This is a genomic window from Parasphingomonas puruogangriensis (genome assembly GCF_036663635.1).
Lineage (GTDB): Bacteria > Pseudomonadota > Alphaproteobacteria > Sphingomonadales > Sphingomonadaceae > Sphingomonas.
Genome location: NZ_JAXOJI010000001.1, coordinates 840,918 through 855,728, shown reverse-complemented (window position 1 = coordinate 855,728; position 14,811 = coordinate 840,918). Strand labels below are relative to the sequence as shown.

General features: G+C 67.7%; 13 protein-coding genes. 8 read left to right on the top strand and 5 right to left on the bottom strand.

The annotated features are described in order from the left end of the window. Positions 1 to 5: 5 nt before the first annotated feature. Both U1739_RS04255 and U1739_RS04250 read left to right on the top strand, forming a co-directional pair. Positions 6 to 284 carry a DUF1467 family protein gene (locus U1739_RS04255; protein WP_332704310.1) on the top strand — a complete coding sequence of 93 codons (279 nt, stop codon included), beginning with the start codon at positions 6 to 8 and terminating at the stop codon, positions 282 to 284. A 79-nt stretch (positions 285 to 363) separates the two neighbouring features. Next, on the top strand, positions 364 to 693 hold the full coding sequence (locus U1739_RS04250) for a GIY-YIG nuclease family protein (protein WP_332704308.1): 330 nt from the start codon (positions 364 to 366) through the stop codon (positions 691 to 693). Positions 694 to 723: 30 nt separating this feature from the next. Here the strand turns inward: U1739_RS04250 and U1739_RS04245 are convergent, their stop codons facing one another. After that, positions 724 to 3,018 carry a coiled-coil domain-containing protein gene (locus U1739_RS04245; RefSeq protein ID WP_332704306.1) on the bottom strand — a complete coding sequence of 765 codons (2,295 nt, stop codon included), beginning with the start codon at positions 3,016 to 3,018 and terminating at the stop codon, positions 724 to 726. A gap of 80 nt (positions 3,019 to 3,098) precedes the next feature. On the opposite strand from U1739_RS04245, the gene U1739_RS04240 reads away from it, so the two are divergent. From U1739_RS04240 to U1739_RS04220, 5 genes are all read left to right on the top strand, one after another. After that, entirely contained in the window at positions 3,099 to 3,392 is a 294-nt protein-coding gene (locus U1739_RS04240) for an Hpt domain-containing protein (protein WP_332704304.1), read from the top strand. A 68-nt stretch (positions 3,393 to 3,460) separates the two neighbouring features. Continuing rightward, a complete protein-coding gene (locus U1739_RS04235) occupies positions 3,461 to 4,642 on the top strand; it encodes a hypothetical protein (protein ID WP_332704302.1) in 1,182 nt (393 codons plus the stop codon). A gap of 35 nt (positions 4,643 to 4,677) precedes the next feature. Continuing rightward, positions 4,678 to 5,766: a DUF2336 domain-containing protein gene (locus tag U1739_RS04230; RefSeq protein ID WP_332704301.1), complete on the top strand. Its 1,089-nt coding sequence runs from the start codon at positions 4,678 to 4,680 to the stop codon at positions 5,764 to 5,766. A 17-nt stretch (positions 5,767 to 5,783) separates the two neighbouring features. Continuing rightward, entirely contained in the window at positions 5,784 to 7,133 is a 1,350-nt protein-coding gene (locus U1739_RS04225) for a sensor histidine kinase (RefSeq protein WP_332704867.1), read from the top strand. Between the two features lie 190 nt (positions 7,134 to 7,323). Then, positions 7,324 to 9,183 carry a M1 family metallopeptidase gene (locus tag U1739_RS04220; RefSeq protein WP_332704299.1) on the top strand — a complete coding sequence of 620 codons (1,860 nt, stop codon included), beginning with the start codon at positions 7,324 to 7,326 and terminating at the stop codon, positions 9,181 to 9,183. A gap of 56 nt (positions 9,184 to 9,239) precedes the next feature. Here U1739_RS04220 and U1739_RS04215 read toward each other — a convergent pair whose 3' ends face one another. The 4 genes from U1739_RS04215 to gltX form a co-directional block, all read right to left on the bottom strand. Continuing rightward, the gene (locus U1739_RS04215; protein WP_332704297.1) at positions 9,240 to 9,434 is read right to left on the bottom strand and encodes a hypothetical protein; all 195 of its coding nucleotides are present in this window, start codon (positions 9,432 to 9,434) and stop codon (positions 9,240 to 9,242) included. Positions 9,435 to 9,503: 69 nt separating this feature from the next. Beyond that, positions 9,504 to 9,701, bottom strand: coding sequence for a hypothetical protein (locus U1739_RS04210; protein WP_332704296.1), 198 nt, complete (start codon positions 9,699 to 9,701; stop codon positions 9,504 to 9,506). Beyond that, positions 9,701 to 10,984 carry a citrate synthase gene (locus U1739_RS04205; protein ID WP_332704295.1) on the bottom strand — a complete coding sequence of 428 codons (1,284 nt, stop codon included), beginning with the start codon at positions 10,982 to 10,984 and terminating at the stop codon, positions 9,701 to 9,703. The genes U1739_RS04210 and U1739_RS04205 overlap by 1 nt, the downstream gene beginning before the upstream one ends. A 23-nt stretch (positions 10,985 to 11,007) precedes the next feature. Then, positions 11,008 to 12,456: a glutamate--tRNA ligase gene (gene gltX, locus U1739_RS04200; protein WP_332704865.1), complete on the bottom strand. Its 1,449-nt coding sequence runs from the start codon at positions 12,454 to 12,456 to the stop codon at positions 11,008 to 11,010. A gap of 65 nt (positions 12,457 to 12,521) precedes the next feature. Here gltX and U1739_RS04195 point away from each other — a divergent pair, with 65 nt between their 5' ends. Further along, the gene (locus U1739_RS04195; protein ID WP_332704293.1) at positions 12,522 to 14,723 is read left to right on the top strand and encodes a ComEC/Rec2 family competence protein; all 2,202 of its coding nucleotides are present in this window, start codon (positions 12,522 to 12,524) and stop codon (positions 14,721 to 14,723) included. Positions 14,724 to 14,811 lie beyond the last annotated feature (88 nt).

Sequence of the window (14,811 nt, the reverse complement as noted above, 5' to 3'; positions counted from 1 at the left end):
CGCGCATGCGCTGGACCTCGGCCCTGGCGATCTACATCCTGTTCTGGGCCTTTTCCGTGTTCTTCGTGCTGCCCTTCGGGGTACGCACGTCGGACGAGGCCGGGGTGCCGCGCGTGCCGGGGCAATCGGAAAGCGCGCCGCATACGTTCGCCGCGGGCAAGGTCGCGCTTCGCGTGACGATCGTCGCGACCGTGCTGTTTACCCTGTTCATGCTGAATTACGTAAATGGTTGGGTGGTCGCGAAGGACCTGGATTTGTTTGGGGCGTTGGCCGGGCTGGAGTAGCCCAGCCCAATTAGCTCCTGTCCTCCTGAACTTAATTCAGGAGCCGTCGTGCCCCACGCTCCTCGGTATGGGGGCGGGCATGGCCAAGCAGTCTTACGTATATATTTTGGCAAGCAAGCCGTACGGTACGTTGTATATCGGCGTGACCGCGCATTTGCTTGCGCGGCTGGATCAGCGTCGTAGCGGGGGCGTGCCGGGGTTCACCTCGCGTTATGGCATATTCGTGCTGGTCCGGTACGAACTGTACGCCGACATGCCCTCTGCCATTGCGCGGGAGATGCAGTTGAAAGCTTGGCGGCGGGATTGGAAGATTGCGCTGATCAGGACGTATAATCCGCGGTGGAAGGAGCTGGCGGTGGGGTTAGGGCTCGAGCTGGTGGATTCGTCTACGCGGCACGATGGATCCTGAAACGAGTTCAAGATGACGGCAGCTTTTAAGTCAGGTGCGCAGCCGTTCGATTGCCTGCGCCAGCGCCACGTACAGCTTGCCCATATCCGACGACAGCAGCGTTACGCCGAGCGGGGATCCGTCGCGTTGCGCCAGGATCGCGCGCAGCATCGCTTCGAAATCGTGGATGTAGCGGTTGACCTGGTCGCGGAACGCGGTGTCGTCGTCATAGAGGCGGACGATCTCGCGCGCGTCGCCGGCGTCGAGCAGGCGCACCGCGCGGCGGGTGAAGACGCCGCGATCGCCCTTGAGATAGGCCGCCCAGGCGCTGTCGGTGACGTCCGCCGAAAAGGCCTTGGTGATGTCGATCGAGGCTGAATTGAGCGATTCGATCAGCAGCGACACGCGCCGCGCGAACGTATCCTGGTCGGCCGCATCGCGCTCGGCGCGGGCGTCTGCGATGCGGCTGTCGACCACTGCCGTGGAGTCCGCGATCGCTTCCATCTGGCGCGTGAGCCGATCGGAGGCGCGCGCGGCAGCGTCGGCGGCGGCCTCGGCGGCCTGGCCGATCGCGGCGATCTGATGCTGCAGCGCCACCCCAGAGGCGCGCTCCATGGCGGCGGCGCTGGCATGTTCGAGTGCGGCGGCAGCCTCCGGGATGACCGTGGCGAGCGTTTCGCGCGCGCGTTCGGCGGCGGCGCTGGCGGTGTCGCGGACCCGGATCAGCGCCTCGACCAGACGCGGCGCGGCTTCCTCGGCGAAGCGGTGCGTGCGGCCGATCGTCTCGTCGACCATATGGCCGAGCTCGTCTGCCTTGACGCGCCCATCGCTCAGCGTCTGGAGCAAGGTGCCGGACAATTTGTCGAGCGTGGCGCGCTGGCCGGATATGACCCCGGCAATCGCTTCGATCGCGTCGTGCGTGCTTTCCGCGGCCGTAACCAGGGCGAGCAGTTCGGGCTTGGCCTGGCCGACGATCTGCCGGCTAGTGACGACGCGATCGTCAAGTCGCGCGAGCGCATCGGGCAGCGTTTCGTCAATCTCGCGCGCGGCGGCGTCCAGCGCCAGGAGCAGATGTTCGGTGGTGGTGATCGCGCCGCGCGCCATCACGTCGCCGGTCTTGAGCGCTTCGGTCATCGCGTTGGCCGAGCCGCCCAGCGCGCTGATCGACGCGGCGAGATCCTGCGTGCGCTCGACGCCCTGCACGTGCAGCGCATCGAGCCGACCGGAGACATGGGTGATGCCGCTGTCGAGCTCGTCGATGATCGCGTCGCTGACGGTACGCTGGTCGCCGAGCCGATCGGCGATGCGATCGATCAACGCCTCGATCGCCGAGATGCGCGCGGACAGCGCCTCGGCGCTGTCCCGCGCGGCGCGATCGAGCGCGGCCTGGTTGATGCCGAGCATGGCCAACATCGCATCGCCCTGCGTGGCGATGCCCTTACGCGCTTCGTCGACCGCGTCGGCGGTGCGTCTGAGCAGCGCATCGACCGCGTCGGACATCTGTTCGGTGACCAGCTCGAGCCGCGCGCCGGCGGTCTCGCCGGTCGCTTCCATCCGGCTGATATGCGCGGCGAGGCGGTGGGCGGCGCCGCTGGCCAATGCGTCGGCATCGCGGCCGCGCTCGGCCAGCGCGACCAATTGCGCGTCGAGCGCGCCGACATGGGCGGCAGCACTCAGCCCGGCCTGGTCGAGCGCCGCGCCGATATCGATCGTTTCGCTGTGTGCGCGGGGCAGCATCGACAGCAATATGTCGAGCTTGGCGTGCGTCGTGGCGGCGGCATCGGCCAGCGTGCGCGCCAGTGCGTCGCTTTGCGCGACCTGTTCGGCTAGCCCGGTAGCAACCGAGGCGAGCTTGCTGGCCGCGCCGTCGCCGATCGCGACCAATTGCGTGGTCTGTTCGGCGAGCTTGGCGCGATTGGCGTCGATCGTGCGGGACAGCATGCCGACGGTACGCTCAAGACTGGCGGCTTCCTCGCGCATGGCGTGCGCGGTACGGCCGAACCGGCGCGCCTCGGCCGTGCTGGTGCGCAGGCGGAGCAACAGCAGCACGCCGATCAGCGCGGGGGGCACGCACAACGCGGCGATGAAACCGGTCAGTTCGATTGGTCCAATACGCTGCAGCGCCGGCCAGGACAGCGCCAGCATTGCGCCAATCCAACCAACAGCGATCAACAGGCCCAACGCCGGCATGACCCAGTCATAATGCTGCTCAGGCGCGTAATCGGCGTCGAACGAGTCGGGCAGCGGATCATAGGTGTCGATGGGAACGCTCTCTTCCAGCAGCAAATCATCATCGAGGCCGGCATGGCCCGTGCGTAGATTGATGATGCGCGAACCCCCGTTCATCCCCCCGTTTACCACGAAATCGCGCGCCGCAAAGCGAATAGCGAAACCTTGCCTTAAGGATGCCGGGGTAGAAACGGCCCATGGCCTATGATCCCGGAGCAATCGATGCAACCTTGGCGGCGGCAGTGGGCGATGAGCCCGTGCTGATTGCCGAGCTGCGCGAAGCCTTTCTCGACAGCGCGCGGCGCGGGCTCGACGGGCTGGAGCGCGCGCGCGACGCGGCCGGCTGGCAGGCGGCGGCGTTCCGCTTGAAAGGCTTGGCCGCAAGCTTCGGCGCGGTACGGCTGATGGCCATCGCCAGCGAAGCAGCCTGCGCCGAGGTGCAGGACGTCGTCGTGCTGCGCAAACTGCGACGTGCGGTCGAGCGGCTGTAACGAGGCCGCGACGCCGACCCGCCCGTCTGCCTTTGCCAAGCAGGGCGCGACCGCCTAACAGCCGCACGATGCTGGCTGGACTGATTTTTGCAACCGACGATGCCGATGACCGCGCGGGAACGCTGGCGGCGACCTTGCCGTTCGGCGGGCTGACGCTGATCGAGTTCCAGGCGCGGCTGCTGGTCGGCGCGGGGGTAAGCCAATTGCTCGTCGTCGTGACGCGGCTGACACCCGAATTGCTCGGCGCCATCGCCCGGATCGGGCGGCGCGGCGCGTCGGTCGATGTGGTGCGCAGCGCGGTCGAGGCGGCGGACAAATTGCATCCGCTCGCACGGGTGTTGGTGATGGCCGATGGGCTGGTGACGACCGGCGACGTCTTGTCGTTGCTCACCGAAGAGGGGGGCGATGCGCTGCTCACCGTCTCCGACCGCGAGGCGGCGCCGGGCTTCGAGCGGGTCGGGGCGGAGACGGCCTGGGCCGGGCTCGCGCGGCTCGATGCCAAGCGCATCGCCGAGGTGGCTAAATTGCCCAGGGATTATGATTTCCAGTCGACCCTGCTGCGCGTCGCCGCGCAGGGCAAGGCAGCGCATATCCGTTTGCCGGCGGCGCTTTCCGGCGGGGCGCACGGGATCGAGCGCGATTCGCGTGCTTTGGCGACGCGCGGCACGCTGATGCTGGCGGTGCTGGTGTCCAAACCCGTGGTATGGGCTGATCGCTATATCCTGGCACCGCTGGCCCGCCTGGCATTGCCGCCGCTGATGGCGCGAACCGTGCCGAGCCTGGCGGTGACGGCGACCGGCATCGTGCTCGGCATCGGCGCATTGGCGGCGATCGTGTTCGAGACGGCGTCGGTCGGCATCGCGCTGGTGATCCTGGCCAGCCTGGTGTTCACGATCGGCGCCGCGCTGGCCTGGTTGCGCGACGAAGAGCCGCTGGCTGCGTTCCAGAATGGTGCGATTCCGGGGCTGGCGGCGCTTGCCACGCTGCTGCTCGGCCATGTCACCAGCGCGGGCGACGGCACCGCGACTGGCTGGACGCTCGGCATCGCCCTGGTCGTGGCGGCGGCGTTGGGCGAGCGGGCGGCGGGCCCGGGCGCGAAGCGGCGCTGGTGGGGCAGCCCGGTAGCCTATCTGCTGATCGTGCTGCCCTTCAGCATCGCCGGCCTGCCGCTGATCGCGCTGGCGGCGGCGGCGACCTATGCCACGGTAACCCTGGCGGCGGCGATTGAGGGATTTCGCGAAAAGCCTTAGGGCTGCCTTAACGACATTTCCCGTAAGTGAGCCGAATGGCGAGCAACCTTCGCGACATGGACGATGGGGTCCACGGGGATCCCGGCCAACTGATCGCGCGCGCGACCGGGGCGGAGACGCGTGGTCGCGCCCGGCTGTCGACCGCAATCGACGATTTCTTTTTGGCGCGCGAGGGGCGGCTCGACGATCGTATGCGCACGGCCGTCGCGCAGACGCTGGCGGGGTTGATCGGCGCGGTCGAGCGGGCCCTGACCGCGCATGCCGCGCGGCTGCTGAACGCGCGCGAGGCAGTGGCGCTGGCGGCGCGGGTCGGGCGCGGCGATGGATCGGTGCTCGAGCGGCTGGCCACGGCCGGCGTGCTGCGCGACAGCGAATTGATGCGCGAACTGATCGCGCGGGCGCAACAGGATGTGATTGGCGACGCATTGCCTGCCGCCGCGCCGCCGCGCGCCGACGACCCCAGCCTGCTGACGCGGCTGGCCAACCATTCCGACAGCGTCGTAGCGGCGGCCGCGGCCGCGTTGCTGGCCGCGGAGAGCCGGCGGCGCGGGGGCATCGAGGGGGATTTGCGCGCGGAATTGTTTCACCGACTGATCTGGTGGGTGGTGGCGGCGCTGCGCGACCGGTTCGGCGATGCCGAGGATCTGCCCGCGCTCGATCGCGCGCTGACCGACGCGGCACTGCGCAGCCTAGCCGCGCATGACGAAGGCGATCGGATGGAAGCCGTCGCGCTGCGGCTGGCGGCGGCCTATGATGCGGCGCCGCGCGATCTGCCCGATCTGCTGGTCGAGGCGCTTGGTGATCGCCGCATCGCCTTGTTCACCGCGCTGCTCGCGCACGCGCTAGGGCTGGAGTATGAGCAGGCGCGTGATGTCGTTACCGATCCCGATGGCGGCCAGTTGTGGCTCATGCTGCGCGCGCTCGACGCCGGGCGCACGGCCATCGCGCGGATCGGGCTGGCCTTGTGCGAAGCCGATGGGCGGCGCGATCTCGACGGGTTTGCCGAGTCGCTCGACCCGATCATGGCCATTTCCGCTCACGACGCGCGGGCGGCGCTGGCGCCGATGAAGTTGCATCCGGATTTTCGCGCGGCGCTGGCTGCGCTGGCGGGAGCAGCCAAGTGAACGCGCCCGAACTTGGTATGGCGCCGGTGCGTGGCCGGATCGACCTGCACGGCCGGCTGGTCGAGGCTGACCAGCGCCTGAGCGACCTCAACCAGCGCGCCGGCGGGGCGATCGGGCAGCCACTGGCGATCCCGCAGATCGCGACGCTGGCGCGGCTGGCGTCGCGGCTCGGCATCCTCATTTCGCGTGGCGTGGTGGCCGGCGATGGGGATGGCGACATGGATCTGTGGGTCAAGGCGGATCCCGACCCCGATGGCGTGCGGCTGGAGATCAGCGGCTGGCGCTTACGCGCGGCGTGGCGGCCGGGCGGCTCGGACGACGAACGCGACGGGGATTTCGTGCGCAGCGGGGCGGACTGGCTCTGGGAGTCCGATGCGGCGCTCCGGCTGACTTTTCTGACCGCGACGGCGGGCGCGCGCTATGGCTTCGATGTCGGCGAGATGCTCGGGCAACCGCTGACCCGGCTGTTCGTGCTGGGCGAGGATATGGAGGGGGCGTTTCCGATCCTGGGCGGGCTGGCGATGCGCCAGCGCTTCGACGACCAGCGCGCGACGATCCGCGGTACCAACCATAAGGTGCGGCTGGCGGCGACGCCGCGGACCGACCGCGTCGGTGTGTTCGCCGGGTTTATCGGGGCGGTGCATCTGATCGAGGAGCCGGCAGTCGATCCGGCGCCGGCGGCGGAAGAGGGCTTGCCGGGCGCATTCGCGATGCGGCTGGATGCGGCGCTGCGCACCCCGCTCGGGCGGATCATCGCCAATGCCGACAGCATCAATGCCCAATCCGAAGGGCCGCTGAGGCAGGATTATGCCGATTATGCCGCCGATATCGCCAGCGCCGGACGGCATTTGCTCGGCCTGGTCGATGATCTCGTCGATCTGCAGGCGATCGAGCGACCCGACTTCGCCGTGGCCATCGAGGCGATCGACCTGGCCGACGTGGCGCGCCGCGCCGCCGGTCTGCTCAGCGTGCGCGCGGGCGAGGCCAATGTGCGGATCGACAAGCCGGCATTCGGCGAATTGCTGCCGGCGAGCGGGGAATTCCGCCGCGCGTTGCAGGTGCTGGTCAACCTGATCGGCAATGCGGTGCGCTATTCGCCCGAGGGCGGCATGGTGTGGATCCGCGCCGAGCGCGAAGGCGATGTCGCCGCGGTGATCGTGGCGGATCAGGGCAAGGGCATCGCGCTGGCGGATCAGGTGCGGATCTTCGAAAAATTCGAGCGCGTCGATCCGCGCGAACCGGGCGGCAGCGGGCTGGGCCTGTATATCGCCCGGCGGCTGGCCCGCGCGATGGGCGGGGATATCACCGTCGATAGCGCGCCGGGGCAGGGGGCGCGGTTCGTGTTTACGTTGCCGGCTCGGGGGTAGGGGAGGGCTTGCTCTCCTAACACGCGGAAAGCCGGGCCCGGTAGTGAACAGCAGATTTCGGGCGTTGCGCTCCGTTACATCCACCTTCGCGACTGGGCGCCCGCCTTCGCCGGGGAAAGCGCCATTCATCGGGTGATCCCGCAGCACCGGCCACCTTGTGTTGGCGCCAGCGTGCGGCCAAAGATGGGGCATGAAGAAACTTACCCTCACTGCGCTGCTGCTGCTCTCCGCCGTCCCCGTATACGCCGCACCGCGCGACGCGGTCGCCCCGATCCTGACCACGCCCGAGGCGCGCGATGTGCTGTCCTATGCCCGGCCCGAGATCGCCCGCGTGACGCATGTCGCGCTCGATCTGGTCGCCGATTTCGCGACCAAGGAACTGCGCGGCGCGGCGACGCTCGATATCCTCGCCGCACCCGGCGCGCGCGTCATCGTGTTGGACGACAAGGGGCTGGTGATCGAGCGGATCGTCGACGCCCGTGGCAAGCCGCTGGCGTGGACGGTCGGCACGGCCGAGGAGTATAAGGGGGCCCCACTGACGGTGACGATCGGCGCAGCGCGCAAGATCATCATCACCTATCGTTCCAAGCCGAACGCCAGCGCGCTCGGCTGGATGGCGCCGGCGCTGACCGCGGGCAAGCGCAAGCCGTTCCTGTTCAGCCAGGGCCAGGCAATCGAAACGCGCAGCTGGATCCCGACTCAGGATAGCCCGGGGATTCGCCAGACCTGGAGCGCCAAGATCACCGTGCCCGGCGATCTGATGGCGGTGATGAGCGGCGAGCGGCTGACGCCGAAGGGCGTGGCGGTCGCGGGTGGGCAGAAGCGCTTCAGCTTCCGCATGGACCATGCCGTACCGCCATATCTGATCTCGCTGGCGGTGGGCGATCTGGCGTTCAGGCCGCTCGGCCCGCGCACCGGCGTCTATGCCGAGCCGGTCACGCTGGCGCGGGTGGCGCCCGAACTCGACGATACCGAGCGGATGGTGACGGCCGCCGAGGGCTTGTACGGCCCGTATCGCTGGGGCCGCTATGACATGCTCGTGCTGCCGCCGTCGTTTCCCTATGGCGGCATGGAAAATCCCACGCTGACCTTTCTGACGCCGACGATGTTCACCGGCGACAAGGCCAATGTCGATGTCGTCGCGCACGAACTGGCGCATAGCTGGTCGGGCAATCTGGTAACCAATGCGACGTGGTCGGATTCGTGGCTCAACGAAGGCTTCACGACCTATTTCGAGAACCGCATCGACGAGATCGTCTATGGCAAAGAGCGCGCCGCGGTGCTCGCCGATCTCTCTTGGGATGGACTGCAGCGCGATCTGAAGGAAGCGACGCCGAGCGCCACGCGCCTGCATGGCGGGCCGGAGGAATTGTATGGCGAGCTGGCCTATAACAAGGGCGCGACGTTCTTGCGGACGATCGAGCAGGCCGTCGGGCGGCCGCGCTTCGATGCCTACCTCAAGGGCTATTTCGATCGGCATGCCTTCCAGCCGCAGACCACTGCCGGGTTCCTGACAGATATCCGCGCCAATCTGATCAAGGGTGATGCCGCGCTGGAGGCCAAGCTGCAGCTTGATCGCTGGTCGTATGACGCGGGGTTGCCGGACAATGCGGTGCACGTCGTGTCGGCGACTCTGGCTGACGTGGACAAGGCGATCGTCGCGGCGAAAGCCGGAGCGCCGATCGCGTCGATCTCCTTTACATCGTGGGGGACGCAGGAATGGCAGCGCTTTCTCAACGGCTTGCCGCGCAAGCTGTCCGCCGAACGGCTAGCCGAGCTGGATGGGACGATGAAGCTGTCGGCATCGCCCAACGCTTATGTGCGCTCGGCCTGGCTCGTGCTGGCGCTTGGCAATCGCTACCAGCCGGCAGTCGCGTCGGCAGAGGAGTTCCTGCCGCGCATCGGGCGCATGCTGCTGATCCGCCCGGTGTATCGCGCGCTGGCCGAGCAGGGGGAGTGGGGCATGCCGATCGCCCGGCGCATCTATGCCGGGGCACGACCGGTCTATCATCCGGTGACGGTGGCGATGGTGGATAAGCTTCTAAAGTAACTGGTCCCTTCGCCATCGGCGGCGGGTGTGGGTCTCTGCAGCCAGTGCGGCGCGCCTCACTGTCGGGGAGAATGATCCGGCGGTTCGCGGTTGGCATCGAGATCGCGGGCGACGTTGCGCTCTTCGCGGCCGTCCAGGGGATGGCGGTTCGATCGCTTGCGCAGGAAATAGGCAAAGCCGATCGCGACGACCACCAAAACGATGACCAACGTGCCGAGATTGAGCGACGATAAAAAGCTCGAAGATGTCATGACCGAAGACCTTTTTAGGCCCGCCCATCAAATCAACCGTCGCCGCTGTCGATAGTTCCCCGCGCTAGGCTAGCGCCGCCGCGCGCGCCAAATCGCGAATAGTCCGACCAGCGCGAGCAGTGTGCCCGCCAGCGCCCAGGGCCGCTGATCGAGCATGAAGCTCGACGCCGGCCAGTGGACCATCCCCAGGCCCTGCCCGATCCAGAGCAGCCCCACCAGCAAGGCGAGGATGCCGACGATCAGCAACACGGCCCGGGGCATGCGCATCAGCGCTTGTCCACCGGCGCGTAATCACGCTGCGTCGGGCCGGTATACAGCTGACGCGGGCGGCCGATCTTCTGCTCCGGATCGGAGATCATTTCGTTCCACTGCGCCACCCAGCCGACCGTGCGGGCAAGCGCGAACAGCGCGGTGAACATCGTGGTCGGGAAGCCGATCGCCGAAAGGATCACGCCGGAATAGAAATCGACGTTGGGGAACAGCTTTTTCTCGATGAAGTACGGATCGCTGAGCGCCATTTCCTCGAGCTTCAGCGCGACATCGAAGATCGGATCGGTCACGCCCAGTTCGCCGAGGACTTCGCGTACCGTCTGCTGCATCACCGTCGCGCGCGGGTCATAGTTCTTATAGACGCGGTGGCCGAAGCCCATCAGGCGGAACGGATCGTTCTTATCCTTGGCGCGGGCGATATATTCCGGGATCTTGTCGACCGTGCCGATCTCGCGCAGCATGTTGAGCGCGGCTTCGTTGGCGCCGCCATGCGCCGGGCCCCACAGGCAGGCGATGCCGGCGGCGATGCACGCGAACGGATTGGCGCCCGACGACCCGGCCAGACGAACGGTCGAGGTCGAGGCGTTCTGTTCGTGATCGGCGTGCAGGATGAAGATGCGGTCCATGGCCTTTTCGACGATCGGATTGACCACATAAGGCTCGGCCGGCACGCCAAAGGTCATGCGCAGAAAATTGCCGGTATAGCTCAGTGAGTTGTCCGGGTGCATGAACGGCTGGCCGACCGAATATTTATACGCCATCGCCGCGATCGTCGGCATCTTGGCGATCAGCCGATGGCTGGCGATCATGCGCTGCTGCGGATCGCTGATATCGGCCGAATCCTGGTAAAAGGCGCTGAGCGCGCCGACGACGCCGCACATGATCGCCATCGGATGCGCATCGCGCCGGAAGCCGCGATAAAAAGTGGCGAGCTGCTCGTGCAGCATGGTGTGGCGGCTGATCGTATAGCTGAACGTCTCGAGCTCCTGCTTGGACGGCAGTTCGCCGTTGAGCAGGAGGTAGCTGACCTCCATGAACGAAGATTCCTCGGCCAGTTGGCCGATCGGATAGCCGCGGTGCAGCAGCACGCCTTCGTCACCATCGATATAGGTGATCGCGCTGTCGCACGACGCGGTCGAGGTGAAGCCGGGATCGTAGGTGAACTTGCCGGTCTGTGCATAGAGCTTGCGGATATCGATCACGTCGGGGCCGACGCTGCCCGACATCACGGCCAGTTCGAGATCCTTGGCGCCGACGTTCAGCTTTGCGGAGTCGCTCATCAATCGTCCTTTAATGTCGCCGGTCAGGCGGTGATCTGATCGGCGATCCGGCCGAGGCTCTCTTCGCGGCCTAGAAGGTCGAGCACCTCGAAGATTCCGGGTGAGGTCTTTTTACCCGTCAGGGCCGCGCGTAACGGCTGCGCAACCTGGCCGAGCTTGATGCCTGCATCCTCGGCTGTCTGCCGAACCGCTTCTTCGAGGCTCTCCGTATCCCAGCGCGCGATGGCGTCAAGCTTGCTGTGTGCAGATGCGAGAAGCGCACGGGATTCCGCGGTGAGCAGATCGGCGGCGGCAGGATCCAGCACGAGGGGACGCGTGCGAAACAGGAACGCGGCGCTGCTCGCGAGCTCGTTCAGATTCGCCGCACGCGGTTTCAGCGCGGGCATCGCACGGCGCAGCAGCTCGAGCTGCTCCGGAGATACCGTAAAATCGAGTCGCTCAGCGAGCAGGGTGGCGAGGCGCTCGTCATCGGCCAGGCGAAGATAGTGGCCGTTGAGGTTTTCGAGCTTCTTGAGGTCGAAGCGCGACGGCGAGCGGCCCACCCCGGCGAGATCGAACCATTCCACCGCCTGTTCGCGGCTGATCACTTCGTCGTCGCCATGACCCCAGCCGAGCCGCAGCAGGTAATTGTCGAGCGCCTCGGGCAGGATGCCGAGTTCGTCGCGATAGGAATCGACGCCGATCGCGCCGTGGCGTTTGCTCAGCTTGGCGCCGTCGGTGCCGTGAATCAGCGGGATATGCGCGTAGATCGGCTCGGGCCAGCCCATGCCGCGGATCACGGCGAGCTGGCGGAAGGCGTTGTTGAGATGATCGTCGCCGCGGATCACGTGGGTGACGCCCATGTCGTGATCGTCGACCACCACCGCGAGCATATAGGTAGGCGTGCCGTCCGAGCGCAGCAGGACAAAGTCGTCGAGCTCGGCATTCTGCACGGTCACCGGCCCCTGGACCTGGTCATGGATCGTCGTCGCCCCCTCCTTGGGCGCCTTGATGCGCACGACGAAAGGGGCACCGGCGGGGGCGTCGCCCTCGGCACGGTCGCGCCACCGGCCGTCATAGCGCATCGGCTGCTTGGCAGCCTTTTGCTGTTCGCGCAGCGCGGTCAATTCTTCGGCGGTGGCGTAGCATTTATAGGCGTGGCCCGCGGCGAGGAGCTGGTTGGCGACTTCGGCGTGACGGCTGGCGCGGGCGAATTGATAAACCGTTTGGCCGTCCCAGTTGAGCCCCAACCAGCTCATCGAATCGAGGATCGCCTCGATTGCCGGCTGGGTCGAGCGCGCGCGATCGGTATCCTCGATGCGCAGCAGGAACTCGCCGCCGTGATGGCGCGCGAACAGCCAGTTGAACAAGGCGGTGCGCGCCCCGCCAATGTGCAGGAAGCCGGTCGGCGAGGGCGCGAACCGGGTGACGACCTTGCCCGTAGCGGGGGTCGCAGAAGGAGAACCGGAAGCCGAGGCTTCGGGGGTGGCTATTGCGCCCAAACGCGCATCCTTTCAGACTTGAAACTATGGCCAGCTCAGCCGCCGACGCCCCTAGCATGCGACCTTGGCCGCGCCAAATCGCGCGCGGCTTCGGGGTGGCGCGGGATGTTGTCGAGCGCTGGCTTGAGGCAGAGCGCGACCAGATCGTGCTGTGGCTGCCGGTAATGCTGGGCGCAGGCATCGCCACCTGGTTCGTGCTGCCGGATCAAGCGGCGTGGCTGACGGCGGTGTTGCTGTGTGGCGCGGGGGCATTGGCGGCGCTGGCGGTCGGGCAAAGCGGGCGGGCGTCACGGGCGCTTGCGGTGGCCTTCGTGACGGCGGCGCTGGGGCTCGGCTTGATATGGTGGCGGGCGGAGCGAACCGGCGGCGTGGTGCTGACCCGTCCGGTGATCGTCGCGTTCGAGGCGCGTGTGGTGAGCGTCGAGCCGCTGGCAGCGCGGGAATTGGTGCGGTTGCGGCTGGCACCGACCCGGGTGGTGGATTCACCTCCGCTGGCTGGAAGGGGGAGAAGCGTTGAGCTGCCCGCCTTCATCCGGGTCAATCTGGCGGTGAAGGATGTGCCGCCCGGGCTGACGCGCGGCGCGACGATCGCCTTACGCGCGCGGCTGATGCCGCCACCCGAGCCGGCGGTGCCGGGGGCGTATGATTATGCCCGCGTCGCCTGGTTCGACCGCATCGGCGCGACCGGGCGGGGCTTTGCGCCGCTGACGATCGTCAAGCCCGGCGAAGCGGCTGGGGCCGATCTACGCGATCGGCTGTCACGGCATATCCAAGCGCGCGTGGCGGGCAGCGCGGGCGGGATCGCCTCGGCTTTGGCGACCGGCGACCAGGGCGCGATCGCCGAGGAGGATGCCGAGGCGATGCGGCGTGCGGGCCTCGCGCACCTGCTATCGGTGAGCGGGCTGCATATCACTGCGGTGGTGGCCTTGGTAATGCTGGTGGTAATGCGCGTGCTGGCGCTGAGCCCATGGCTGGCGCTGCATGTACGGCTGCCGCTGATCGCCGCGGCGGCGGGCGCAGCGGCGGCGGTGGGCTATACCTTGCTGACCGGATCGCAGGTGCCGACGATCCGGTCGTGCGTGGCCGCCCTGCTGGTGCTGGTCGCGCTGGCGATCGGGCGCGAGGCGATGACGCTCAGGTTGGTCGCGGCGGGGGCGGTGGTCGTGCTGCTGCTATGGCCCGAGGCGCTGGCGGGCCCGAGCTTCCAACTGTCGTTCGCGGCGATCACCGCCATCGTTGCCTTGCACGAGCATCCGCGCGTGAAAGCGTGGTTCGCGCCGCGCGGCGAGGGGCGGCTGCGCGCCTTTGGCCGGGGCGTCGGATCGCTGGTGCTGACCGGGCTGGCGGTTGAACTGGCGCTGATGCCGATCGCGCTGTTCCACTTCCACAAGGCCGGGCTGTATGGCGCGCTGGCCAATATCGTCGCAATCCCGCTGACCACCTTCGTGGTGATGCCGCTGGAGGCGCTGGCCTTGGCGCTGGATGCCGTGGGCTTGGGCGCGCCGGTTTGGTGGCTGACGGATGTCGCGTTGCGGCTGCTGTTGTGGATTGCGCGCACCACCGCAGCGTTGCCGGGGTCGGTGGCGGCTTTGCCGGCGATGCCGGCAGGGGCTTATGCGCTGATCGTGGTCGGCGGATTATGGCTGGCCTTGTGGCGGACGCGGTGGCGGCGGCTGGGGTTGGCGCCATTCGTCATGGGGCTCGGCTGGGCAGCGGTGGCACCGTCGCCGGATCTGTTGGTGACGGGCGACGGGCGGCACATTGCGGTGCGCACGGCGGGTGGGGGGCTGGCGATGCTGCGCGATCGGGTGGGGGATTATACCGCGGACATGCTGGCGGAGAATGGCGGGGTGGATGGCACGCCGCTGCTGCTGGCGGATCAGCCGGAGGCGCGGTGCACGCGCGATCTGTGTTTGACCGAGCGGGTCGCCGGCGGGCGCACGTGGCGGATCCTGGCGACGCGCAGTGCGTATCTGGTGCCGGTGCGGGAGTTGATCGCGGCGTGCCGAGAGGCGGATATCGTGGTCAGCGAGCGGCGGCTGCCGCGGGGGTGTGCGCCGCGCTGGTTGCGGCTGGACCGGGCGACGCTGGCAAAGACTGGGGGGGTGGCGATCGCGTTGGCGGAGGGGCTGGTAAGGACGGTGCGGGTGGCGGGGGATCGGCATCCTTGGCGGGTGGCTGCCATGCCCCGATCGACCGCTGACATCACAACACGCTACCGATCACGCGCTTCCCCGGCGAAGGCCGGGGCCCAGTAGTAGAGCAGAAGGTAACTGGCGCTATGCGCGATCACGTCCGCCTCCCGACTGGGCCCCGGCCTTCGCCGGGGAAGCGACTAAATAGGGA